This window comes from Ignavibacteria bacterium, from assembly GCA_016707005.1.
GTDB lineage: Bacteria > Bacteroidota > Ignavibacteria > Kapaibacteriales > Kapaibacteriaceae > UBA10438.
In genome coordinates, this window is sequence record JADJIQ010000004.1 from 252,693 (window position 1) to 276,140 (window position 23,448).

21 protein-coding genes are annotated in these 23,448 nt (G+C 51.5%); 9 read left to right on the plus strand and 12 right to left on the minus strand.

The features are described 5' to 3' along the window. The first annotated feature begins 414 nt into the window (after nt 1-414). From IPI29_07725 to IPI29_07750, 6 genes are all read left to right on the plus strand, one after another. Entirely contained in the window at nt 415-1,932 is a 1,518-nt protein-coding gene (locus IPI29_07725; GenBank protein ID MBK7412426.1) for a hypothetical protein, read from the plus strand. Nucleotides 1,933-2,049: 117 nt separating this feature from the next. Then, nucleotides 2,050-2,820 carry a translesion error-prone DNA polymerase V autoproteolytic subunit gene (umuD, locus tag IPI29_07730; GenBank protein MBK7412427.1) on the plus strand — a complete coding sequence of 257 codons (771 nt, stop codon included), beginning with the start codon at nt 2,050-2,052 and terminating at the stop codon, nt 2,818-2,820. A 60-nt stretch (nt 2,821-2,880) separates the two neighbouring features. Further along, nucleotides 2,881-3,837 carry a hypothetical protein gene (locus IPI29_07735; GenBank protein ID MBK7412428.1) on the plus strand — a complete coding sequence of 319 codons (957 nt, stop codon included), beginning with the start codon at nt 2,881-2,883 and terminating at the stop codon, nt 3,835-3,837. Next, a complete protein-coding gene (locus tag IPI29_07740) occupies nt 3,834-4,070 on the plus strand; it encodes a hypothetical protein (protein ID MBK7412429.1) in 237 nt (78 codons plus the stop codon). Before IPI29_07735 ends, IPI29_07740 begins: the two co-directional genes overlap by 4 nt. A 113-nt stretch (nt 4,071-4,183) precedes the next feature. Beyond that, nucleotides 4,184-5,074 carry a hypothetical protein gene (locus tag IPI29_07745; protein MBK7412430.1) on the plus strand — a complete coding sequence of 297 codons (891 nt, stop codon included), beginning with the start codon at nt 4,184-4,186 and terminating at the stop codon, nt 5,072-5,074. A 113-nt stretch (nt 5,075-5,187) separates the two neighbouring features. Further along, nucleotides 5,188-8,304 (plus strand): DNA polymerase III subunit alpha, encoded by a 3,117-nt coding sequence (locus IPI29_07750; GenBank protein MBK7412431.1) that lies wholly within the window; start codon nt 5,188-5,190, stop codon nt 8,302-8,304. Between the two features lie 33 nt (nt 8,305-8,337). Here IPI29_07750 and IPI29_07755 read toward each other — a convergent pair whose 3' ends face one another. After that, nucleotides 8,338-8,772 (minus strand): hypothetical protein, encoded by a 435-nt coding sequence (locus IPI29_07755; GenBank protein MBK7412432.1) that lies wholly within the window; start codon nt 8,770-8,772, stop codon nt 8,338-8,340. On the opposite strand from IPI29_07755, the gene truA reads away from it, so the two are divergent. Both truA and IPI29_07765 read left to right on the plus strand, forming a co-directional pair. Beyond that, a complete protein-coding gene (gene truA / locus IPI29_07760; protein ID MBK7412433.1) occupies nt 8,771-9,577 on the plus strand; it encodes a tRNA pseudouridine(38-40) synthase TruA in 807 nt (268 codons plus the stop codon). The two genes, IPI29_07755 and truA, sit on opposite strands and share 2 nt — an antisense overlap. 10 nt (nt 9,578-9,587) lie before the next feature. Further along, nucleotides 9,588-10,397 (plus strand): M48 family metalloprotease, encoded by an 810-nt coding sequence (locus IPI29_07765; protein MBK7412434.1) that lies wholly within the window; start codon nt 9,588-9,590, stop codon nt 10,395-10,397. 4 nt (nt 10,398-10,401) lie between these two features. Here IPI29_07765 and IPI29_07770 read toward each other — a convergent pair whose 3' ends face one another. Both IPI29_07770 and mtaB read right to left on the minus strand, forming a co-directional pair. After that, nucleotides 10,402-11,250 carry a M55 family metallopeptidase gene (locus IPI29_07770; protein MBK7412435.1) on the minus strand — a complete coding sequence of 283 codons (849 nt, stop codon included), beginning with the start codon at nt 11,248-11,250 and terminating at the stop codon, nt 10,402-10,404. Next, entirely contained in the window at nt 11,247-12,599 is a 1,353-nt protein-coding gene (gene mtaB, locus IPI29_07775; protein ID MBK7412436.1) for a tRNA (N(6)-L-threonylcarbamoyladenosine(37)-C(2))-methylthiotransferase MtaB, read from the minus strand. The genes IPI29_07770 and mtaB overlap by 4 nt, the downstream gene beginning before the upstream one ends. 49 nt (nt 12,600-12,648) lie before the next feature. On the opposite strand from mtaB, the gene IPI29_07780 reads away from it, so the two are divergent. Then, complete coding sequence (locus tag IPI29_07780) at nt 12,649-13,047, plus strand: hypothetical protein (GenBank protein MBK7412437.1); 399 nt, start codon at nt 12,649-12,651, stop codon at nt 13,045-13,047. A gap of 18 nt (nt 13,048-13,065) precedes the next feature. Here IPI29_07780 and IPI29_07785 read toward each other — a convergent pair whose 3' ends face one another. From IPI29_07785 to IPI29_07825, 9 genes are all read right to left on the minus strand, one after another. Beyond that, nucleotides 13,066-14,478, minus strand: a complete 1,413-nt coding sequence (locus IPI29_07785; protein ID MBK7412438.1) for a VWA domain-containing protein — start codon at nt 14,476-14,478, stop codon at nt 13,066-13,068. A gap of 199 nt (nt 14,479-14,677) precedes the next feature. Then, the gene (locus IPI29_07790; GenBank protein ID MBK7412439.1) at nt 14,678-15,307 is read right to left on the minus strand and encodes a hypothetical protein; all 630 of its coding nucleotides are present in this window, start codon (nt 15,305-15,307) and stop codon (nt 14,678-14,680) included. Nucleotides 15,308-15,309: 2 nt separating this feature from the next. After that, on the minus strand, nt 15,310-17,484 hold the full coding sequence (locus IPI29_07795) for a VWA domain-containing protein (protein MBK7412440.1): 2,175 nt from the start codon (nt 17,482-17,484) through the stop codon (nt 15,310-15,312). A gap of 54 nt (nt 17,485-17,538) precedes the next feature. Continuing rightward, on the minus strand, nt 17,539-18,267 hold the full coding sequence (locus IPI29_07800) for a lycopene cyclase domain-containing protein (protein ID MBK7412441.1): 729 nt from the start codon (nt 18,265-18,267) through the stop codon (nt 17,539-17,541). After that, entirely contained in the window at nt 18,264-20,207 is a 1,944-nt protein-coding gene (locus tag IPI29_07805; protein ID MBK7412442.1) for a tetratricopeptide repeat-containing sensor histidine kinase, read from the minus strand. The genes IPI29_07800 and IPI29_07805 overlap by 4 nt, the downstream gene beginning before the upstream one ends. Then, a complete protein-coding gene (locus tag IPI29_07810) occupies nt 20,207-21,154 on the minus strand; it encodes a PorV/PorQ family protein (GenBank protein ID MBK7412443.1) in 948 nt (315 codons plus the stop codon). Before IPI29_07810 ends, IPI29_07805 begins: the two co-directional genes overlap by 1 nt. Next, the gene (locus IPI29_07815; GenBank protein MBK7412444.1) at nt 21,151-21,576 is read right to left on the minus strand and encodes an acyl-CoA thioesterase; all 426 of its coding nucleotides are present in this window, start codon (nt 21,574-21,576) and stop codon (nt 21,151-21,153) included. The genes IPI29_07810 and IPI29_07815 overlap by 4 nt, the downstream gene beginning before the upstream one ends. After that, nucleotides 21,573-22,541: a ParB/RepB/Spo0J family partition protein gene (locus IPI29_07820; GenBank protein MBK7412445.1), complete on the minus strand. Its 969-nt coding sequence runs from the start codon at nt 22,539-22,541 to the stop codon at nt 21,573-21,575. The genes IPI29_07815 and IPI29_07820 overlap by 4 nt, the downstream gene beginning before the upstream one ends. Nucleotides 22,542-22,556: 15 nt before the next feature. Beyond that, nucleotides 22,557-23,345: a ParA family protein gene (locus tag IPI29_07825; GenBank protein MBK7412446.1), complete on the minus strand. Its 789-nt coding sequence runs from the start codon at nt 23,343-23,345 to the stop codon at nt 22,557-22,559. Nucleotides 23,346-23,448 lie beyond the last annotated feature (103 nt).

Genomic DNA, 23,448 nt, shown 5'->3' on the forward strand with positions numbered 1-23,448 from the left:
GATGATGTTTGTAGTTGCGTGTCATTGAATTCTCCTGTGAAGTACATGTCTGACGATCCAGCCCAACCAAGCAGAACACCACCAACCATGTGAGGTTGGACCATGCTCGGCCAAGTCAGTCAAAGTCCGATCACGAATGATCAAACCATGCTCGGTCAGATATAGACGACCCGACCAATCTTATGGTCAGAGCGCTACGTATGTTCCATTACGACACCCATAGAACATGGGCGCCGCAACAGAGAACGCGGAACCGGTTTTAGCCGATCCGTTGTCTGTGATGCGAAGATGGTACAGGCGTCCCCTCTTCTCTGTTACAAATAAAAGGGAATTGTTACAGGTTATTATTGGCAATACTGTATATTCGTCCTGAGGAACAAGTCCTATCACTACAGCACTTTACGTGTTTTCGCCATGGAAATTCTTAAAGAAATCCTGCGAATTGTTACAACGAAGTCCGATAAGGCCAAGGTCTTTCCCGAACTGATCGAGGATGATGAGGCATCAACCTCTCTTGCCGGGCGGTTCCTCAATGGAATGGCCAATGACTCGTACACCACGGACGAAGAAGCTGCACGGGACCTTTACGGAACCGGGGCCAGTGACCAACGCTATCGAACGCTGAAATCGCGCACGTATGAGCGCCTCATGCACTCAGTGCTCTTCCTCCAGGTGAAACAGCCCGAACATTCGGAATATCTCAGCTACTACTACAAATGCATGCGCAATCAGATCGGTGCCCAAACGCTGATGCGTTTTGCCTCACGTCGTGCCGGCTATGCCATTGCCCTCAAGACCCTTACAATAGCCCAGAAGTATGAGTTCACAGATATCTGCGTCTCCCTTGCGGTGCTGTTGCGCGAATCTGCCGCTGTTTGGAACAAGCGGACAACATTCCTTCATCACCATCGGGAGGTGGTGAAGCATCTGGGTGCGCTGAAATGTGAATATGATGCCGACTTCCTGCTCGACCATATCAAGATGGAAATGACGGTAACAAGCCGCAAGCGCTCATACTTGATCGATCTCCACAAGGACGCGATGATCAAGGTTGAGTCGATGCGAAAGGAACACAACACCCATGGTCTTCGACTCAGTAGTATCCGCGCAGCAGTGAACTACTATGACTTCGTTGAGGACTTTGCCGGGGTGATCAAGGAATGCGACCGTGCCATCGAGTATCTGAACTCCGTTCCCCACCTTTCACAGAGGGCACGCCACGGCGAGTTCATGCTTCAGAAGATGTCTGCTGCCCTTTACCTGCGCCGATATGACGAAGCATTTACCCTTGCAGACAAGTGTATCGATTCGTTCACTGTTGCCGGAAACAACTGGTATTTCGCTTCTGACCTTGCATTTGTGGCAGCGATCAATATTCAGGATTATGACAAAGCAGAGCTCCTCTATACCAGAGCAACAACCCACCGTAAGTACAACATGCTGTCCGAGAATACTCGCGAACGCTGGATCATCTACGGTGCATATCTCCTCTTAGCAGAACAACTCGGGTTGTATTCTCCACAACAAAGTCGAGCCAAAACCTTCCGTCTCTCCACATACTTGAATTCGCTTCCTGAGGAATCGAAGTCTAAGAAGGTCTATAACGTACTCATTATTGTCTCCCATGTATTCTATCTCATGATCAATGGTGACTATGACACTGCGGAAAAACGTATCGACTATCTCCGGGTATACTCCTCACGCTATCTGAAGGAAAAACACTTCAATCGCGTGCGGATCTTCCTGCGCCTGATCCAAAGTTTCCCTAAACATTCGTTCATTCCATCAGAGATCCGCAAACACACAAAGGATATCTATGATGAACTTATTGCCTCCTCGCATGATCCTATGCCATCCGAAACGAACGAACTCATTCCATTTGAGGTGATGTTCGAATCTCTTCTAAAAACTGTAGAAAGATCAGAATCGTAACCCCGTAACCTTGTAACCCCGTAACCCTGTAACCTTGTAACTCTGTAACTCTCTAGCGAAAAGACTCTACATTTTGTATATTGTCCACACGTTTCCACATATGAATACGGCAGCACCATGCAAACCAAGATCCAACTCGGCACGCGCCACCGCCAGATCCGTGAATCAGTCCTTCAGATGTCCGTTGCTGATTATGCGAAGCATATGCAGGTAAAGGTTCCTACGGTCTATTCCTGGGAATCTGGTCGTACCTCCGTGCCGCAGGACGTCCTAGCGATCCTCGAAAAGCGTTATGGTATCTCATCAGGATGGCTTCTTACCGGTACCGGCTCCCCAACACTCGGCACGTCCGGTCCGGATCACCATTCAGAACCGAACGTTGCAAAGACTGCTCTTGACCGTCTTGAAGATCAGGTACAGGCCATTCGCTCCGTTATCGCCGAACTCAAGTCTCAATCCCCCCTAGTAGTAGCACCTGCCAGATCTGCAAAGGGGGCTCGCGGACCACGTATTCCAATGCTGTCTCTCGGAGTGAGTGCCGGATCTCCAACGGCCTCCGATGATACCATCGAACGTGAGATCGACCTTGCAGAAATGCTCTTGGAACATCCGGAAAGCACGTATTTCATACGAGTCGTAGGTGATTCCATGACCGATGCCGGGATCAGCGACGGAGACACGTTGATCGTGGATTGTGCTATACAGCCGCGCTCCGGCCAGATCGTGATCGCCAAGGTCTACGGAGAACTCACCGTCAAGCGCTACATCAAGGCTGAGGGACGGCCTGTACTGCGCGCTGAAAACCGTCGCTATAAGGACATCGCTATCACTGCCGATATGGACTTCACGATCGTTGGCGTGGTCCGCAGCTGTATCAAGAAACTCTAAAACTTATCCCCCGCCCCTTATCTGCATTGTCAATTCCTTTGACATTTCGTAGAATCGCAGATGATTCTCTGCGTTGTTATAGAAGGGGCTCTCTCATCCGCCCGGTGGGATGCTGTTGTTGAACGAGTTCACAACTGCACTCCCCTGATCGTTGTGGCTCGGCACGGCAGACTCTTTGCCGGGATAGATGATCTTGATGGACTGCGTTCTCTTGTGCGCAGAACCAAGGCACTGGCGGCTTTGGCCCCGGACAGAACAAGTGCCCTCCTTTGTGCACTCAATGGAACGGCCGGACGATTGGATGCGCACGCTGATGCGAAGCACGTACCGATCGGCGTTCTCATGCGGCTTCCTGAACTCGTGATGGATGAACGCGACGCTGAACGTTTGCGACTCTTTGGGATCCGCACCATAGGCGATCTGCAGATACTGGAAGAACGCCATCTTCGAGTACAGTTTGGCACTTCCGGCAGCAAACTCCACGCCTTCTTAGGACAAGAATTCCCTCCCCTGCCACTCTATGTTCCGCCCCCTGACATCATCTCTCGGGAACGATTCGAGGACGTGCAATGTGAACCGGGTGTCCTTGAGTCAGCCTTGCTCGAATGTTGTGTACGTGCCTTGGCTGAACTAATACCGAGACTCTGCTGGCGCGTAGAACTGGCAGTACTTGATAAGGCAGATGAGACGTGTGCGCAGCGCAGCCGTGTCCTGCGTGAGGGGGCAACGACACTCGATACTATCATGGTTCACGCACGATCTATGCTGAGAGAGCTTCAAGGCCCCACGCGTTTGTGGTGGGGGCTCCGATTGCGCTTGGCTTCATTGACTCTTCCAACAGCTATCCAGACGCAGTTATTCGTTGAGCGCAAGACCACAGCGGATGTCTCCTTGGCGATGATGCCACGGTTCTCAGCAGTGATGAAACGTGTAGAGATCTTGGATCCATGGTCTATCGTACCGGAGTCCTACGCACGGATCATAGGCTATATGCCGGATCGAGCAGGGAATGTATGAAGCTGCTTCTCGAACCTATCGATGTCGGGTGCCGGAACAAGACGCCCTACGTGGTATGCTGGCGTGGAGGCGCATATGACGTAGAACGGGTGCTTGATACATGGTCGAGCAGAGGCCCGTGGTGGGGTAAGGATGAGCTGCGAGATTACATCCTATTGGAGACTACATCGGGCGTAATGGAGGTCTACCGAAGTGACCAACAAGGTTGGGTTCTATCGAGAATGTTCGACTAAAATGAATGATAAATACCGTAGATGAATACGTGTTTATTTGTATTTTGTTATTAAACATCCGAATAGGTGTTCCAATGATCTACGTAATTCTACTGCTTTGTGTTTCATTGTTCATGAACATAGAGACCAGCGGGCAAACCGAACAGATCGGTCCTGATATCATCATCGATAGTGGTGAAACCGAGCTCTTGCCAGGCAGGATGTTGTCATACCACTTGCGAATCGATCAGAGTGTTGTTAATAACAGAGGTGTATGTGTTCCGGCAGTGTACCAACTTGAGGTTCTTGATCGGGATGCGTCAGGTAACATTCGTATTGCAGTGCAAGTTAGAACCATGCTAGAATTGCTGACCTCAGACACTCTCTTCATTACAAATAAGGGAGAGATGAAGATCGTTGGTGTTCGATTAGCATGGGCTACTCCGAAGTATGAAGCCACACTTGACCAATACGGCCGCGTGATGAAGGCTGGAGAGGCACTTCACTTTGAGAACACAGAGCCTATTACTATGGGGGCTTTACAATCTCGGACAACTGACTTTGAGGCCCTGTCATCACTTGTTATGACATTTCCAACTGAATATGCCCTGCTAGCCCCTTACACTCATGGTGCATCTATGACTGTTATCGGGCAACAGTATATCGATACATTATTGCTGCGTTCCGTTATTCAAAACATCGGGCAGACCTATGGCCCGGAAAAAACTGTCAAAGCTGATGAGAAACTTGATACCGTGATTCGATCAGTCAGAGTGGACTCACTTTCTGGACATGGGCAGGATCAGATAGCTCATATGTCTGTGTCAATGATGCGCTATCCTGCTTATGGCACAGGCTCGTTAGCAACAGCAACAATGGAACGATATGTAAATCGCGGATATATGAAGACCTTCCAGACCTGGAACAACTTCATCACAAGTAAAGGATTGAAAATAGACTATATCGCTACCTCTGTTTTAGAGAGATCATGGATCAAACCTCCCGCACTCACAGGCACAGAATAGTCTGAAAAGGAAGAGATCTGTTATCGATATTATACGTTTTGTATATTGTTCCTACGTTTAGCACTATTCGCTATTCGCTATTCGCTATTCGCTATTCTGAATTCGCTATTTCCATGTTCGCTTCGCTGCATACCCGCTCGCACTTTTCGTTCTTGGATGGTGCCTCATCCCCAGAAGAGCATGCAGCTGAAGCATCACGTCTAGGTCATGCGGCAATTGCCATAACAGACATGCTAGGTGTCTTTGCTGCTGTGAGACTCCAGCGAGCTTGTATCGAACATAGTATCACACCGATCATGGGCACAGACCTTGTATGCAGCGGTTCGGTCGTATCACTTCTTGCAATGGATCATGTAGGCTACGCTGAGATATGCTCACTCATCTCGAAGATTCGCACAGATCCAGACTATGAGATCTATGATGGACTGTCGAAACTTGAACGGTGTATTCTCATTCTCCACGGACTCTCTGCTGAGCGGGAGACGATCGAAATGGTTCTTGATAAGCTCCCTAGACAAAGGGCGTTTATGGGGATCGGTCATGATGGCAGGCCATGGGCCAGACGCAGGGCCGGACAGATCGTAGAGATGGCCCGTTCACATTCTCTTCCCGTTGTCATCGCCCAAGATGTACGGTATGCTACATGTGATCGGTATGCTGCCCATGATCTCATGACCTGTATACGAGAAGGCATCACGATCTATGAGCCCCATCCCAAACGTCCTGTGAATGATAAACAAGGCCTTCGCAGTGAAGCTGAGCTGCGATCACTGCTTCCATGGCCTGAGGCATTCGATGCTGTGGACGAGATCGTCCGACAATGTGCGTTCAATATCATACCAGAACATATCACACCACCTTCTGCTCAGTTACAACCTGGTGAGAATGCTACCGAGGTTTTACGTGCTGCGTGTGAAGAAGCCTTTCCACGACGCTACACTGAACGGGCATGCGAGGCTCGCATCTTACTCGAACATGAATTACGTGTGATCGGTGATCTTGAACTCTCGGACTTCTTCCTTGTTGTGAAGGAAGTTGTCGATGAATCCAAGCGGCGTGGCATACGATGCTCAGGCAGAGGCTCAGCAGCGAATTCTATCGTTGCCTACCTACTCGGTATCACAGGGGTATGTCCGATCCAGCACCATCTTCTGTTTGAACGATTCCTTCATAGGGGGCGAAAGGGTACACCAGATATTGACGTGGATTTCGATAGCGACAGACGTGATGAGGTGATCTCTTGGATGGAAGAACGTTTTGGTACGGATAGAACGGCTATGACGGCAACGTTGATCATGTATCGTGCCCGCATGGCCGTACGTGATGCAGCCAAGGCACTTGGATGGCCGATGGAGACCGTGAACAAACTTTCGAAATGTGTTCCGTCGTGGACGAACAAAGATGTTGATGAGTTTCGCGAGGATCTCTCTGCGGTTTGTGGAGATGTTCCACTGCTCGATGTTCTCTTGAGAGCAGTTCACCTTCTTCTTGATCACCCACGTCACCTCGGATTGCACTCAGGGGGCATGATCCTCTCCTCCCGGCCGCTCACGGATCTCACTCCGGTGCAACGGTCTGCCAATGGTGTTGCTGTTGTACAGTTCGACAAAGATGATGTTGAAGCTATGGGGCTTGTGAAGTTCGATGTGCTTGGACTACGCATGCTTGCATGTGTGAGTGAAGCCGTTGAACTTGTATTGCACCATACCGGAACCGTCCTGGATATCGATGAATTGCCGCTTGATGATCCTGCTACGTTCGTGCTCATTCGCAGCGGTCGTACGCTAGGCATCTTTCAGATCGAATCACAAGGCCAGATGCACCTGCTTGCCAAGCACCAGCCGGAGACGTTCGATGATCTAGTCACTGAGGTTGCTCTCTTCCGTCCGGGTCCGCTTCAGGGAGGGATGGTTCACCCATATATCGCAAGGCGGAAAGGCACTCAGCCTGTGACCTATCTCCATCCTGATCTGGAACCGATCCTCCGTGATACACTCGGCATCGTACTCTTCCAAGAACAGGTTCTGGAGATCGCTCACAAGTTCGCAGGTATGCCGCTTGATGAAGCTGATGACTTTCGAGCGCTGGTATCGAAGAATCGAGACAGAGTGCTGATGGAGGCAATGCGAGAACGTTTCATTCAAGGAGCGATGGTACGAGGCGTAGACCGGACGAGTGCCGAACAAGTCTATGAGAAGGTGTCGCACTTTGTTGGGTATGGCTTCTGCCGGTCGCATGCAGCGGCATTTGCCAAGATCGTCTACCAAAGCGCATGGCTCAAGACCCATCATCCGGCTGCATACATGGCTGCTTTCATGCAACACCGTCCGGGGATGTACAATCTGATGACGCTTGAAGAAGAATCTCGCAGGTTCGGCGTAGATATCCTGTTGCCGAACATGGCGATCTCAGGTATGCGCTATACACTTGAGACAAAGACCGACGGAACAGCTGCGATCCGCAAGCCCCTTACAAGTGTCTCGAATGTGAGCGAGGAGGTAGCACGAATGATCGTATGGGAACGTTCTCGTGCCCCATTCACGAGCATTGAGGACATTGTTGTGCGACTGCCAGACGTACCGCGTGATGCTCTAGATGCCCTGGCATTATCAGGAGCAATGGAACCATGGGAGAAGGATGCTCGCAGAGCGATGTGGATGGTAGGAGTTGTAAAGCGAAGAGCGTCGGGTACACCAACTCCGCTTGTCCATGTTCCCATGCTGCATGAGGACGACATTCCAAAACTACCGGAGATGCGCGCACAAGAACGTCTAGCGTATGACTACATCACGCATGGTGCTGCCCGACTTCATCCAATGACGCTGTATCGAAGGGGGCTTATCGATATGGAGGTACGCCCTATCGAAATGATCAAGCGTCTAGCTGTGACCCCCGGACTTCGTGTAACAACGGCCGGGATCGTCATTCTACGTCAAGCACCCGCAACAGCACACGGTATGCTCTTTGTTACCATCGAAGACGAGACCGGCTTTCTTCAATGTGTTGTGCGACCGGAGATCCGAGATCTCTTCCGGAAGGATCTTCGCAGTGCATCGTTGGTCGTAAAAGGTACGCTTCATGGCACAGCCAATTGGCGCGGTGTAATGGTCGATGACGTGCGCGTTCTCACGAATGTGATAGGAGGATATCACGGTCACCTCTCCTATGCCGGCGGAACGGATACCTTGGAAGTTGGTCTCCAAGAACAGGAAAGGGCCAATGTTCAATGAACACTGGCCCCTTATTGCGAAATCGCTTGAAGGTCAGAAGATGTAGCGAATACCTACCGCCCCATTAAAATCAAAGTCAACAGCATTGATCAGCCAAAGGCATGGTGCTGCTTCTCCAAAGATCTCAATATGCTCTGCCGGGATCCACTGAAGGCCGATCGGAAGTCGAACGCCCAATGCGAACGGATCTCCAACGCCAAGATTCACGCCCGGTCCCAGATACCAATCCAGGTTCTTTGCAAGTTTGTTCTTCAGCAACCAATAATCAGCTGTTATGTGCAGATAGCCATTATCTCCGAAATTCCATGCAGCGCCTACAGCAATGCGATCAAAACGAAGAGACAAGCCAACATTGCCAGGATATCCGAATTGAATACCGGCTGCTGTCCCGCCATCACTGCCAGCTGACATATGGGGTGTAACTGCCATTGCAGCAAGGACAGTTACCGCCAAGATCATGGTTCGCATGAACTTCATACTTCCAACTCCATACATTTGTGAAATGAATTCCCTCGCCCTCTTACTTGAATACGAAGGTACTAACTATGTAGGTTGGCAAAACCAGCCGAACGGTCAGTCAGTTCAACAAATGATCGAAAATGCGATAGTGGATACATTTGGCGTGGATCAGCAGATCGTCGGTTCAGGACGCACCGATTCCGGCGTCCATGCACGTGGTCAAGTAGCTCATGTTCACCTACCGGAAGGCTCACATCGTATTCCAATGGACAAGGTCCATGTTGCTCTCAACACCCATCTGCCGCGAGATATTCGTGTGCGTGCGGCCTGCGGAGTAACGGAAGAGTTTCATGCTCGATTCGATGCTGTGTCACGAGAGTACATCTATGTGATCACAAAGCAGGCATCAGTCTTCTCACGGACCTTTGCCTGGACACCGGAACTTCCATTCGACGCTGCAAGATTCGCCGAAGCGACCCATGCCTTTGAAGGACTTCATGATTTCACGGCCATCTCGAAACATAATCCGTCCACGGGGTCGTATATGTGCAACGTGGAATCATGCAGGGTGGAAGAACACGCCGACCGCTTCCTCGTTCGTATTCGAGCGGATCGATTCGTCTACGGAATGTGTCGAGCGATCATTGGTACGGCTATGACCGTTGCACGCGGAAAGATCGAATATTCAGATGCTGAGACATTGTTGGCATCTGGTGTACGGTCCGGTCAGGCTCCACTAGCTCCCCCGCAAGGGTTGGTACTGAACCATGTCCGTTACCGGAATGGTATTTTCGATGACGAGAATTACTTCTAAGAGGAGATCTATGACTGTGTTTCTGAACCGACGCCGATCGACGATCCTTTTCGCAGTGATCGCTTCGTCATTGCTCCTTACCTATTGCGGTGCCATCAATGTCTTTCCTGTAAGCGAGGATCAACGCCTCGGAGCTCAATTCGACAAAGAGATCAAGTCCGATCCCAAGCAGTATCCTCCGTATTCGAATCCGAAAGCACAGCAATATGTTCAGTCGATCATCGATAGGATCATTCAATCCCCCGAAGTGAAGTATCGCGGGAAGTTCTCCTACAAGGTTCAGTTGATCAAGGACGACGCGATGATCAACGCGTTCTGTACTCCGGGCGGTTATATCTACGTCTATACCGGTTTGCTAAAGGCCATCGACAATGAGGCCACCTTGGCTGGTGTACTTGGCCATGAGATCGCCCATGCCGAACAACGCCATTCAACGGACCGCATGACCACACAACTCGGCATGCAGACAATGATGGATATCGCACTTGGGACCAATAAGGATCAGAATCTAGAACTCGCAGCGAACGCGTTTACAGGACTTGGACTTCTGAAGAACAGCAGGTCTGATGAAGAAGAGGCCGACGATTATTCATTCCGCTACCTCCGGTCAACACAGTGGTTCCCAGGCGGTATCCTGTACTTCTTTGATAAGGTCAAGGGGCGTGGTGGTTCGTCCATCGAGCGGCTCCTGAGCACTCATCCGTTACCTCAAGACCGGATTGACGAAACGAATGCGCGATTGAAAAAGGCGAACATTCCGCCCCCTACCGAAGCACAGCTCAATACTCGCGGCTATACGGAATTCAAACGAACACTATGAAGGCTTAGGCAAGCCATGCCGGCGTCTCGTCCAATGCCCTTGTACACGCACGCCACATGAGACGGTAGGCTTCAGCTGCATCAGCAGCCTCTGAAACGATCGTAGAATCACCCAGAACTCTTATCCCGTGTTCCGTCGATGCCTTGTCGCATTGTTCACGTCGATAGGTGTCAACCTCGATCCTTGTGGCACCTACGTTATATATCGCAGCGCGGATGTTCTCTGCAGCGACACGAGCAGCAGCATCTGCGATCAAGGAACGTGTACGTGCTGGTGTAGCACAGATCGCAGCGGTTGGACCTAACGTGCGCTTGGTAGACACGAACGCTACGTTTGCGTCCCAGGTTCGCACTTCAGCCTCCAGATCGCTGTTGCCCACCACGAGTCCCACGGGTACTCCGAACGTTCCCAGAACGGCAGCATTCATCTGCACTTCACCCACCGGAATACCGTTGAGTCGCCATTCTCTGACCAGGCTTCCGATATACGTGTGAGCCAAAAGTCCGGAAGGTGTTCCTGCCTTGCTGTGATACCCCACCATAAAGGCCAGGTCAAACGACCCATCTACCCCTTCAAGTTGACAAAGGGGCTTGTTGATCGGTTTTGCGGAGCCGATAACGAGCTCTGCCGACTCATGCAGTTCCTGAAGAATGATATTCCGCATCGGTCCATGTCCGTCTCCAACAACGAACGTAGCGTTCGGAACCACGCGAAGCACGCCATCAATGGCCGCATTCACATCTCCCGTGAGCAGTCGTTGTGCCGCTGCATAGCCCCTTCCATCGGGCATGAGTTGGTCGTGATGGACCACCCCGGTGGCCCCTTCCATGTCAGCAGCGATAAAGATCTTCATGAATGTTCCGATTGATTGAGGACATGGAGAATTGGCGGCGCATTGAGGTCGAGTGTCTCAAGCGGGACTACGCGAACGGCATCATTTTCTACGCGTTGCAATTGAACGCGATACGGTCTCTTGATCAAGGTCGACGGCGCTTCGAGTTTGACGCAGACATGATTCTCCGTCCAGCCATCCCACATTCCAGTTGCAGGGTCGAACCCTTCCGGGATCATCACACGAGTGCTGCCACACTGTTCAGTATGGAATCGCGCGGTGCGCTCGTTGGACATCGCTCGAAGTCTTTGCGTGCGTGCTCTGCGAAGGGAAACATCAATGTGACCGGGCATGGAACTGGCAGGAGTATTCTCACGCTCAGAATACGTGAACACATGCAAATACGTGAATGGCAGGCCCTGAAGGAAGGTCACCGTCTCTTCAAACAGTTCATCTGTTTCGCCCGGGAATCCTACGATCACGTCTATCCCCAGAGCCGCATGTGGCATCGTCGAGGCAACGTGTGCTGCCATCTCCCGGTACTTTGTTGGGTTGTATCTCCGGCGCATGCTCCGTAGCACATCCGCCGAACCACTTTGCAGCGGAACATGGAGATGCGGGACAAACGTCTTTGATGCAGCTATCAGATCGATGATCTCTGTCGAGAGTGTATTTGGCTCGATCGACGATATGCGAACTCGATACGGTGGCTCATAGTCATCGATCATTTTCAACACATCAATGAACCGTTCGTCGTTCTCACCGCGGTATTCGCCAAGATTGATCCCGGAGAGAACAACCTCGTGGTAGCCTTCGCGAGCGATGGACTCAAGCTCTTGACGGATTGCTGAAAGCGACATAGCTCTAGCTGGACCTCTTGCGAGTGGAATTGTGCAGAATGTACACGAATAGTCACAGCCATCCTGGATCTTGAAGAACGATCGTGTACGAGAATCACCGCGACCGGTTCTCGACCCGGTGAACACCGTTGCGGTTGATATCTCGTCAACATAGATCCGTGGCGAAGCGCTCGATACGATCTCGTCCAACTTCTCACCGATGTTGAACTTCTGCGTCATACCAACAACGGCCTTCACTCCGTCGATGCTGGCGATCTCCTCCGGCTGTAACTGAGCATAGCACCCGGTGATCACAACAGATGCATTGGGAGAGGTGCGAAGCCCCCTTCGAATGATCTTACGGCATTCGGTATCAGCATTCTCCGTAACCGAACAGGTATTGACTAACAGTACGTCCGCTTCTTCAGAGAACGGCACTACCACGTGACCCCGTTGAACGAGCTCATCTCGTACCGTGGCCGTTTCGCTGTAATTCAGTTTGCAGCCAAGTGTATGTAGTGCGATCCGCATCTGACAAATGTACGGTATCGAGTTTGCGAACCATATCGTAACATGCAAGATGAAGACTGGTATCGAACATGGAGTTGGCGTCGTTGAGGTTACGGTCACACCGGAAATGACGGCCAAACTCGATGACAGGCTGATCCACCCTGTCTACTCAACATTCTGGCTTGCCTACCATGCTGAGGTAGCGGCCCGACGAGCCATAGAACCCTACTTTGAAGATGGCGAAAACGCCGTCGGCAGCTCGATCAGTATTGAGCACAAAGCAATGGCGGGTATCGGAGCAGAGGTGCGGATCACTGCGCGTGTATCGACCGTCAAGGGGCGCTATATACTCTGTACCATCGAGGCCTTAGCCACAAAAACGAATACCCTCCTGGCGGAGGGTACTCAAGGTCAAGTTTGTATGTCTTCGGAAGCGCTCGCTGCTAAATGCGAACAGGCCGTTGTGTAGATCTTGGCCGCTGATCGATCAGAGCTTGGTGAAGACAAATGTAGTCTTCGTTGGCGAGGCCACCCGCTGAAGCATAGGGTTGGAAGATGCTGCTTTGTTGGCGTAGCTCTGGATACGTGCAGGGTTGATACCGCGACGGATAAGGATATCACGGATCGAACGAACTCGCTTCTGGGAGATCTCAATCTCTTCGTGCGAACCTGTGTTTGCTGCAGTTGCAGATACGATGTCTAGACCAACATCACTTCGCTGAACAAGTACTGTGGCAACAGAATCCAGTAGCAACATGTCATTTGGCGCTACATCTCCGTTTTCAGGATCGAATGAGAGATCTACGTTCATAACGAGGGCGTCATCAGTCGAGTATTTTGATACTTCAACCTGATTTCGCGGAAGAAGGATCATCATTTCATTGGATCTGATCGACCCGGCGGAACTTCCGGCTGCTGAAAGAACACCACCAGCCGATGACTCCAATTCCCGATCTGACTTCATATTAATCGTCAGAACGTAGGAATGACGCAAGGCGGAATAGATTCCCAAGAAGACCCGATCGAATTCATATACGTCCGTCAAGCGAAAGTTTTTCCCACCGGTCTCCGTTGAAAGTCTACTGACAGGAGTATCGTTAGAGACACCATAGACGACAGTATGAATAATCGTTCCCGTACGCTTTGCGTATTCGAGCACTTCTTCACTGGTAGCAGAGGATGAATTGTCTTCTCCATCTGTGAAGATGATCAAGATTCTCTTCGTTGCTTGAGGCGCTGCATCTAATTGCACAAGTGCCTCAATAGCACCATCATAGATCGCTGTTCCATTACTACGAAGATTCAGTCCATTTACTTTAAACTCCGAAAGGTACTCTGACCTATCATTTGTGAGCTCTACTTCAGTATTAACCCGGCCCGTGAACTTGACAACCGATACAAAGTCATTTGAATTGAATGCCGCAAGAGCTTGTTGAATTGCTTTTTGCATCCTGATAGCACGTGGTATCGTCATTGACGGACTGTGATCCAGAGCGAATGCCACGGCAAAGGACTCGGCTTCGCTTTTTCGCTCTTCTCGAATCGAGATCTGATCCGGAATTGCAGACATTGTCAGGTTTGCGGTAACGAAGTCTTTCCACAATGTCCTGGCTTCTTCCTCTGAGTTGAGATACGGTTGAGCATAGCCACCAATAGTGTTGCCCTTTTGATCTGTAAGTACGAGTTCGATCTCAGTTCTTTCAGCAAATACTTTGCGTTCAACGATCTGATATCGAGCTTGTCCAGATGTGACGAGATCACGGACCGTAGTGATAGCTGCTACACTTGGAAGATTATTAGACATTACTGGCTCTAGGCCACCGGCTGCAGCCATTTGGAAGGATGTTGCCACGACGAGCATCATTGCAATGCTGATCACGAGCTTGTTGTTCCTGTCCATGGGGGCTCCCCTCTGATTGGTGGTAATGCGTACGTGAGAACACGTACACACGGTCTACAGAGGCGAACTTATGCGTAACTCTACCTAATGTCAAGCTTTTTCTTACGTAGTACTACCTACCGACCTTGATATTCTACTTTATCGTTCACCTTAACCTGTTGATTCAACTGACTTTGCGGTATTTGTCTGTGAAATGAAATTATTTGAAAATGTGTCCTGTTTGTGCACACCAGAACAGGAGATCAACTTCATCCATGTCGATCCCGATGACATCGCAGTAAGAAGCATAACGATCCTCCACCTCACGATACGCTCGTGGAGATCCCAATGATGGGATCGACTCATATACACCGCATCGGACGAGGTTGGTCAGAAGGTGCCGGTCTATGATGGCAAGCCCCCTTACACCAATATTGCGAAGGAAGTGACTGGCTTCTTTGAGACCGAAACCATTCACAGTCTGAGCCAAGAGGTCCCTTCGTTCGCGAACGCCAAGGTCCGATCTCTCAATCACTGCGGCGATCTCAGGCCATGCTTTGCGAGCAATTGCCAACCGTGCATGTTTTACGTTGTGGAACCTGATGTAGCATGCGGGGTCGCGCAGAAGATGTAAGACGTTCTGCCCAACCGATTGATAACTTACGGACTTAAGTGCGCGCACGACCATATCTGCGTGGAGTGCAGAGGATTGCGGCGTTAGCAGGCAAAAGCACAGTTCATAGAAACGATCTTCAGGTTTCACCGCCGCAAAGTCAGCCAGGCGCTGACGGATCTCTGTCCGCCGCTCAGTGTAAAGGTCTTGCAACTCCAGGGGAAGATGGAGCCCCATTGCTAGACAAGTCCCCTGCGTTTGCGGATGAACCACTCCAATGAAAATCCAAGGATCCCGGCAAACATCAGCCAAGGAAGGTGGTACAGTGGTAATTCGCGTTCGTGAGTACGGGCCACTGGACGAAGTCTTGGGTCAGCTTTAACGGCAGCGATGAGCCTATCGATATCAGTTGGAGACGTTGCAAGGCTGCCTGTTCGGGCAGCAAGTGTCTGGAGCAATGAACTGTTTCTTGCAGAAGCTCCTGCCTCGATCCCTAGATCGCCTACAGTGAATCTGCCTTTGTCCGTCCCGATCTGTACGCCCCTACTTACCGCCGTGCCTGTATACGAATAGTCACCTGGGGCAAGCGAGCCGATGTCGAAGGCGTATCGACCATTGCCCTGCCCGGTCAGGATCACATCACGGCGCCCGGAAGCCCCTTCAACAACGATCTTCACCTCAGCATCATCGATCGCGGCAAAGGTCTGGTCCTGGATCGAGGCGATGAAGCCGACACGTTCACCGGCTGCATAGAACGGATGAGTGCTCTTGATCCTGACTCGCCGTGCATCATCACGAACACTGAGCCACTTAAGGGAGTTACCCATGAAGGTCTGCAGGACATCGCTCACGGCTCCCCCACGAGACGTGGCCGGACCATCGCCAAGCAGCTTCCAACGATAGATCCCATATCCCAGCAGAGCAAGTGAGCGGATGTTTCCGTCTTCCCTCTTCATGAGAAGGGGCTCATCTAACGGAGCGTTGCCGACGCGAATGGTCGCCAGTGTTACGGCACCTGGCGCTGGTTCAACGAACGTCTCAGTTCGATAAATGGGTGGAAGATTGTTCCAAACGGCCATGTCCGCTTCTGTGCCGTTGAGTTTGATGATTGGATCAGAAGATGCGCCGCGTGTGACGTCGGGCGTCACCAAGAACTCCTGCGGTCTCGATCCACCAACTCGGAACGGAAGCACCTTTTCAAAGGAACCCAACTTCGTGTAGTCGGTTTGAAGTGATGGGATGAACATGAGCGACCGACCCTTAGCGCAGGCGGCTGCGATCCGTTCAACTACGTCGCGAGGCGAAGACTGGGTTGGGAACCCGATCATGACAACGGCTTCTACATCCTCAAGTGCATTGGCCGGGAGAGCCCCTTCATAGAACTCTGATCCCTGCTTTTGGATGTAGGTCTGGATGGTCACCGATGGATCGTGTGCAAGAGCCGCCTTGACAAACGTGACGTCCGGACTTGGAGCTCCTGCAACGATCAATACTCGGCGCTTGTCCTTGCGGACCGTTACAAAGTCTTGAACCACGTTGTTCTTTTCGGTGAACTCCCCCTGCACAGGAACGATACGTGCGCTGATCTTCCGAATTCCGTCAGTCTTTGGAGTCCATATGAACGTTATGGACTGTTTCCCGATCGATCGGCGCAGCGCGATACGTTCTCTGCCGATCTCAACAGCGTTGTCTTCGAAGATCACATCAACATCTCGGTCTTCCATGTTCGACTGAACGATCTCAACGGTAATGGGAAGGGGCTCCCCTACCACGGCAATGCCATTGACGAGAATACTGGCCGCGTGTATATCACGAGGTGGCACGGTATCGCCGATCCCAACGGAATAGATGCCCATGCCGGAACGTTCGGCAACATGAACGGGTACGTCTTCAGCATTGTGATTACCGTCCGTCACAAGCACAATGGCACCGAACCGGTCATCCAACGATCTATTCGAGATGCTGTTGATCGCATGGGCGATATTCGTTCGAAAACCAGAGAAACGAATAGAGTCGACCGGCACTGTTCCTGCTTCACGCAAGCTCTCGTCGAAGAAGAATACCTCTGTGCCCTCACCTAAGCCATCTTTAAGTTGATCCAGAGCCGAACGAGCCTGCTGTGCTCTGTCTCCTGCGAGATCGTTGATCGCCATTGAGGACGAGACATCGAGAGCGATGGCTACACGTGGGGTACTCGTCTCACTGCGTACGAGACGCAATAAGGGTTCAAAGAGTACCAGCAAGAGACATGCAAGACCAAACGTACGCAAGGCAATGAGAAGCCCCTTTGACAGAGATGTCAATGGCGGATTTGTCCGGGCGTATGTGACAACGGCCAGGGTGGCTGCAACGAGGACCAGGAGGATATACACCCACCAAGGACCGGCTGCGAGATCGAATCGAATGTGCTCCATGTTCCTATGCGTTTTCTACAGTTTCAATGATTGAGAATGAAACACCCCATTGTGTCATCGCGCTGAAGAAGGCAACAACAGCAAGGTACTTTGCGAGACAAGGATACTTGTGACGTAGAAGAAAGCGATCTCCTCCCACGGGAGCACGCCGAAGGCCTTGAGCCCGGTTATCTGTTTCTCATCAAAGAACCAGATGCCCCGTTTCACAGCCCATATGTCCGAAAGGACAAGTATGGTTCCGATGGAGACTGAAGCCAAAACGATGATCGATGTCCGTGGTCCGAGGATAGGCCACCCAAAAACCCATTGCATGATGATCACTGGTGCGAACCAGAACAGCAAATGCCACGCATACGTGACGGAGACTGTTACTCTTCTCCATCGACGTGCAACAAACCAGGCACCTACCCATGCGCATGACACGATGCTCAGGGACACCAAGGTCTGTGTATCAAATCGTACGTCTTCATGTGAAGTACTGGGCATATAGGCTGCAAGAGCAGCCGTTAACGCGCCGACCTGAATGGTTTGGATCACAAAGAAAAAAATCTCTTCGATCGGCAAGTGGCGCACACGGTACAAGACCCTGTCTGACGGAAAATCCCACACGCCTTGTGCTACAGCCCAATCATCCCAGGGGAAGGTGAATGCTACCACCACGAGGCAGAGTCCGGAGAGAACTACAAGTGCGCTGAATGGAGATGGCGAGGCGGCCCAGATCGTCATAGATGCGATCGCGAGCGGAATTGTCCAACGCAGATGAAAACCACGGTACGTCATCATGACGTGCGTTTCACATCGATCGATTGTTCCGAGCTTGTAGCAAGTGGAAGTTCAACGAAGAAGGTCGCACCTTGCCCTGCGATGCTCTCGCACCAAACTCTGCCACCAAGTGCTTCTGCTTCACGCTTAACGATCAAGAGTCCAAGACCGGTTGAATCCTCGCCTGATGTAGGACGTGCTGAGAGCTGGCCAAAGGGCGTGAACAGTCTGGAGAGATCTAGCGCCGTAAGACCGGGCCCTTGGTCTCGAACCGAGAGAAGGAGGCTCGTTGGCTGAGACGTATTCGGGATTCCGCGGGTCGACACTTCAATGCGAGACCCGATGTTGGAGAATTTTACAGCATTGGAAATCAAATTGTCGAGTATGGAGACGATACTTCCCTCTGGTCCGGAAACATAGACCGGCCCGTCGATCAACGATGTCTCGAGAGTGATCTGCTTCTCTGCGACACGGTGTCTCCACATGCCAAGTACATGCCCCCAGATGGTGGCAACATCCACTCTACTTACTTCTTTCTGAGCCAATTCTCTTCCTCGTTCAAGGACCTGATTGATCAGGTCGAACATCCGCGTTGAGATATCAAACACTTCAGAACTGTATACACTTCTGTCGTGGTCGCTCACTCGTTGATCGGACTTCAAGAGGTTGGCGATCGATCGTATCGTTGTGAGCGGACTCTTGAGTTCATGAGCCATAAAGGCCAGATACTCTTCATTCTGACGTTGGAGTCGGGTTGATTCTTCGAGAGCGGCTGCCAGTTCTACGTTTCTCAAACGCTCTACTTCTGCATTTGTGCGAGCCTGCACGAGATCGAAATGCGCCCGCATTTGGACAAGGCGCTGTTCAGCCCTGCGTTTTGTAGTACGAGCCTGATCAGTGAGCAGCGTCTCCAGCGTGAGGATCGCCTCATTGGCTCTTCCAACCTCACGCAGGCAGGTAGCCTTTAGACGCAGGAGCTCACTGCGCATCTCTTCTGCTTGATGTTCATTGATCCATACCTCGATCGCTTCAATGAGCTCAAGTGCTTCGGGATATCGTTTCTCACAAACAAGGATGGAGGCCTCTACCTCCTTGAGAAACTCTATCCCTGGTAGATTCTGCTGAGCGTATGGATGTTCATTCGCTTCACGGAAGAGCTCGCGTGCCTTCGCAAAGTCCCCAAGTTGAAGCGTTACAACGATCAATCCGCGATACATCGTGAAGAAATCGGAAGGCTCAACGTACGTTCTTCGGAGTTCCTTTGACCTGTGGTAGTACTCAATGGCCTCTTGTCTATGCCCGCTTTCGCGCAAATGATGCGCTAGGTTCACAAAGGCCTTGCCTAATCCGATCAGATCTCCAAGCTTTTCATACAATTCAATGGCCCGACGTGAATACCGAATGGCCGTGTCATTATCATAAAGAACATTTCCATACATCCCTGCCAAGTTCGTCGATACCTTTGCCTCGGCTAGAACATCGCCAGTACGCTCTGAAATGTCTTGTACCCTCTCATACATTTGAATGGCGAGGATCTCATCATTCGAGCGGTGGTAAACGTTCCCCATGTTGAGGTAGACCTTGCCCAGATCCAACTCCGTACCATGATCAACTAGCAGCTGTTCTGCTACAGCATAATGGCCTAAGGCTCCTTCATAGTCTACGGCAACAAAACGGAAGATCCCGATCTCGTTCTGAGACAGTCCTTCATATCTGCGCAATCCATTTAGTCTTGCCAGTGTCAGGGCCTGCCGGGCAAACTCTTCACCTTCATGTACTCGACCAACGAACAGACTTCCGCGAGCTACCAAGAGCAATGCACGTACTTGGTCAAGTGGAGTACTGTCTGCCGACGCAAGAATTGGCGTAAGCAGTTCAATAGCAAGGGACGGATCCTTACGAACGAGGTCTTCTGCTTCTTTCAGCAGATCGACATTCGGTATTTGGATCGGCTGGGGCATTATCCGTCTATCCTCACAGCAACGCTGACGCGATGAAGTAATGCCGAAGCACCGAGTGAACTCAAGGCATAATCGAAATCGAGCATCGGGAGGTCAAGCCCGATGCCTGCACTGAGACCGGTCAATTGTGTTGCAACGTTCACGGAGCTGGTATTGCGAGTGGAGTTGTCATATCCGACACGAACCTGGACTACCTTCCCAAGATACAACTCCCCGCCGACTGAAAAATTCAAGAACCTGTCGAAAAACGATTCAACGTCATCGGTAAGGTGATTCAATGAAAGGTTCACGAGCAGTGGGAGTCCGCGAAGTCGGTGATTGACGCCCAGTCTCATGTCAAGGGGCAGAGCATCGTGCACTCCATCGTAGGTAGAGAGCTGCGTTCCTACATTGAGAATGCTCACACCTAGATTGGTTCGCTGGGCAGGAAAGCGAAACAACAGTCCGGCATCGAGTGCCAAGGCTGTGGACGACATATCTTCTAATGACGAATGAAGGACCTTTGCCGTTACTCCGTAGGTGATGAGCGTATCGAGTTCTCGAGCGAACGACACTCCGAAAACCACATCACTCGCACCGAAGGTGCCAGTCACGGATCCTAGTTGATCTGCGCGATCGAACGATCCGTAACTCGTGAACGAGGCCGTTACAGCGAACGTACCGAGGTTCTCTACCTCTTGATTGTACGTGGCATATCCGGCATTGATATCGAGAACATGTTTGATGAACGTGCCTGCAACGCGACGCTGTTCAAGAGTTGGCAACACCGCAGGGTTGAGGACAACATTCTGCGGATCGTTGGGCATGGCTACGGTGGAGCCCCCTAATCCTGCCATACGGGCACTCATCATGCCGCGAAGGAATGGGAAGATCGTGGCCTCTTGTGCATTCACCAAAACCGGTGTGATCACGGAGGCGAGTACGAGGATGATGCGTGTGAGCTTCATGCGCCAGAAGATTGGTTGTACGATGCCATGGCATCGAAAAAACGTCGCGGCGGCCGAACGGGTTTGAACTCGGTGGCCGATACAAAACTGTGACGTGTCCATCCGCTGGCGAGTGTGTCCGATCCTCTCCGAAGTTCATATCTCAGAACTAACACCGGCGAATGCTCCATCGTGTAGCTTGTCTCGATGGTCACCACGTCATCATATCGAGCCGGGGAAAGGTACTGCGCATGGGCCTCGAGCACGGGCATGAGATAGCCTTCTGCCTCCAGTTCAGCATACGGAAGACCGGCAGACCGAAGTAACTCCGTCCGTCCGATCTCAAACAACCGCATATAGTTCCCATAGTACACCACACCCATCTTATCCGTGTCACTATAGCGCACACGGTACTCGGTACAATGCACGATGGTGGCTGTCATCGGTTGGGGCCTTGGTCGTTCATGGACAGCATCATGTCGAGAAGGCGCTCAAGTTCTTCCAAGGAGTAGAACTCGATATCTACCGATCCGGAATCATCGGCCTTCATACGAACACGGACTTGTGTGCCAAACAGGTGTCGGAGCGAATTCTCGATATCGGCCAGAGAATTCGACGGGCCGCCCTTGTCCGTGGTCCGCGGTACCGCGCTCGCAGGGGCTGTGGATTTGATCTCTCCGCCCTTGACCAACTCCTTGCGACCCAGCTCGAGATCCTTTACCAGCGCTTCGGTCTTACGAACAGAGAGTTCGCGCTTAATGATCTCTCGCAGGACAACAAGTTGAAGATGATCGGAGGAGAGGGCCAGCAGTGCGCGGGCATGTCCCATGGTGATCCGACGAGTACGAAGGGCTGACTGTGCATCCGGCGGCAGCTTGAGCAAGCGGAGGAAATTGGCTACCGTGCTTCGATCCTTGCCGACCTTGATCGCTACGTCATCCTGACGCAGATTACATTCTTCGATCAGACGCTGATATCCAAGTGCTACTTCGAGAGGGTTAAGGTCTTCCCGTTGAAGATTCTCAACAAGAGCGATCTCCAGCATCTGCCCGTCCGATCCAACGTTCATCACGTAGGCAGGGATGGAGGTAAGGCCAGCCATCTTCGAAGCGCGTAGACGACGTTCCCCGCTGATAAGCTCATAGCCATCAAAGTGCGGACGAACCGTGATCGGAGTGATCACACCATGGACGGCGATCGATTGTGCGAGTTCCTGCAAAGCCCCCTCATCGAAATGATGTCGGGGTTGAACGGGGTTCGTGCTGATCCGCTCAATATCGATGAGGGCAACACCGAGTACCTCGTCCGAGCCATCGGAAAGCGGCTGTTGTGCAGTTGATTCAGGTCGAAGCAACTCTTTTGGTATGAGCGCCCCGATCCCCTTGCCTAGTCCTAACCCTTGCTTCACGCTGTGGTCCTTTGATTATTCCGCCACGGCCCCGGGAACTACACCATTCTTGGTGAGGATCTCCGTTGCGAGCTCGAGATAGTTCTGTGCTCCGATACTTGACGCGTCGTACAACAGTGCCGGTTTCCCGTGACTTGGGGCTTCGGAGAGACGGACGTTCCGAGAGATGATCGTGCGACACGCTTTGTCTTCGAAGTGACGTCGTACTTCGTCTACAACCTGATTAGAAAGCCGAAGCCGTGAATCATACATCGTAAGCAGCACACCTTCGATCTCGAGATTGGGGTTGGTTGTTCTGCGAACGATGGAGATCGTATTGAGCAATTGTCCCAGACCTTCAAGTGCATAGAACTCACATTGTACCGGCACCAGAACGGAGTCGGCAGCTGTAAGGGAGTTCAAAGTAAGAAGTCCAAGAGAAGGCGGACAGTCGATGACGATGAAGTCATACTGATCCTTGATGGTGTCCAACACCTTCTTGAGCAGATGCTCGCGATGCGGCACCTCAACAAGTTCGATCTCTGCACCAACGAGGTTGATGTGCGACGGAACGAGATCGAGGACTGGCATCTGTGTTTTGACGACCACACTGCTAATGGCCAGTCCGTTAACGAGTACTTCGTAGATCGTTCGATCCAGCTGAGCTGTTTCTACGCCATACCCATGTGATGCGTTTGCCTGCGGGTCGATGTCTACGAGAAGGGTCTTCTGCTCTGCGGCAGCCAACGACGCTGCAAGGTTGACGGACGTTGTTGTTTTCCCTACTCCGCCTTTTTGGTTGGCGACCGCGATGATCTTGCCCATGTCTATTCGGACTCCCTCGACGCTGCTACGTGAGTGGTGATATTTCCGCTCGAAGTTCTCGAGTCGGGCTACAAAGGTACGAACCCACCCCGTCTCCGGGAAA

Coding starts and splice junctions, on each gene's coding strand:
- IPI29_07735 (MBK7412428.1), top strand. CDS start 2,881: ATGATTCTCTGCGTTGTTATAGAAGGGGCTCTCTCATCCGCCCGGTGG.
- IPI29_07825 (MBK7412446.1), bottom strand. CDS start 23,345: ATGGGCAAGATCATCGCGGTCGCCAACCAAAAAGGCGGAGTAGGGAAA.
- IPI29_07785 (MBK7412438.1), bottom strand. CDS start 14,478: ATGGACAGGAACAACAAGCTCGTGATCAGCATTGCAATGATGCTCGTC.
- truA (MBK7412433.1), top strand. CDS start 8,771: ATGAACTTCATACTTCCAACTCCATACATTTGTGAAATGAATTCCCTC.
- mtaB (MBK7412436.1), bottom strand. CDS start 12,599: ATGCGGATCGCACTACATACACTTGGCTGCAAACTGAATTACAGCGAA.
- IPI29_07790 (MBK7412439.1), bottom strand. CDS start 15,307: ATGGGGCTCCATCTTCCCCTGGAGTTGCAAGACCTTTACACTGAGCGG.
- IPI29_07725 (MBK7412426.1), top strand. CDS start 415: ATGGAAATTCTTAAAGAAATCCTGCGAATTGTTACAACGAAGTCCGAT.
- IPI29_07800 (MBK7412441.1), bottom strand. CDS start 18,267: ATGATGACGTACCGTGGTTTTCATCTGCGTTGGACAATTCCGCTCGCG.
- IPI29_07740 (MBK7412429.1), top strand. CDS start 3,834: ATGAAGCTGCTTCTCGAACCTATCGATGTCGGGTGCCGGAACAAGACG.
- IPI29_07770 (MBK7412435.1), bottom strand. CDS start 11,250: ATGAAGATCTTTATCGCTGCTGACATGGAAGGGGCCACCGGGGTGGTC.
- IPI29_07780 (MBK7412437.1), top strand. CDS start 12,649: ATGAAGACTGGTATCGAACATGGAGTTGGCGTCGTTGAGGTTACGGTC.
- IPI29_07750 (MBK7412431.1), top strand. CDS start 5,188: ATGTTCGCTTCGCTGCATACCCGCTCGCACTTTTCGTTCTTGGATGGT.
- IPI29_07745 (MBK7412430.1), top strand. CDS start 4,184: ATGAACATAGAGACCAGCGGGCAAACCGAACAGATCGGTCCTGATATC.
- IPI29_07795 (MBK7412440.1), bottom strand. CDS start 17,484: ATGGAGCACATTCGATTCGATCTCGCAGCCGGTCCTTGGTGGGTGTAT.
- IPI29_07805 (MBK7412442.1), bottom strand. CDS start 20,207: ATGCCCCAGCCGATCCAAATACCGAATGTCGATCTGCTGAAAGAAGCA.
- umuD (MBK7412427.1), top strand. CDS start 2,050: ATGCAAACCAAGATCCAACTCGGCACGCGCCACCGCCAGATCCGTGAA.
- IPI29_07765 (MBK7412434.1), top strand. CDS start 9,588: ATGACTGTGTTTCTGAACCGACGCCGATCGACGATCCTTTTCGCAGTG.
- IPI29_07815 (MBK7412444.1), bottom strand. CDS start 21,576: ATGACAGCCACCATCGTGCATTGTACCGAGTACCGTGTGCGCTATAGT.
- IPI29_07755 (MBK7412432.1), bottom strand. CDS start 8,772: ATGCGAACCATGATCTTGGCGGTAACTGTCCTTGCTGCAATGGCAGTT.
- IPI29_07810 (MBK7412443.1), bottom strand. CDS start 21,154: ATGAAGCTCACACGCATCATCCTCGTACTCGCCTCCGTGATCACACCG.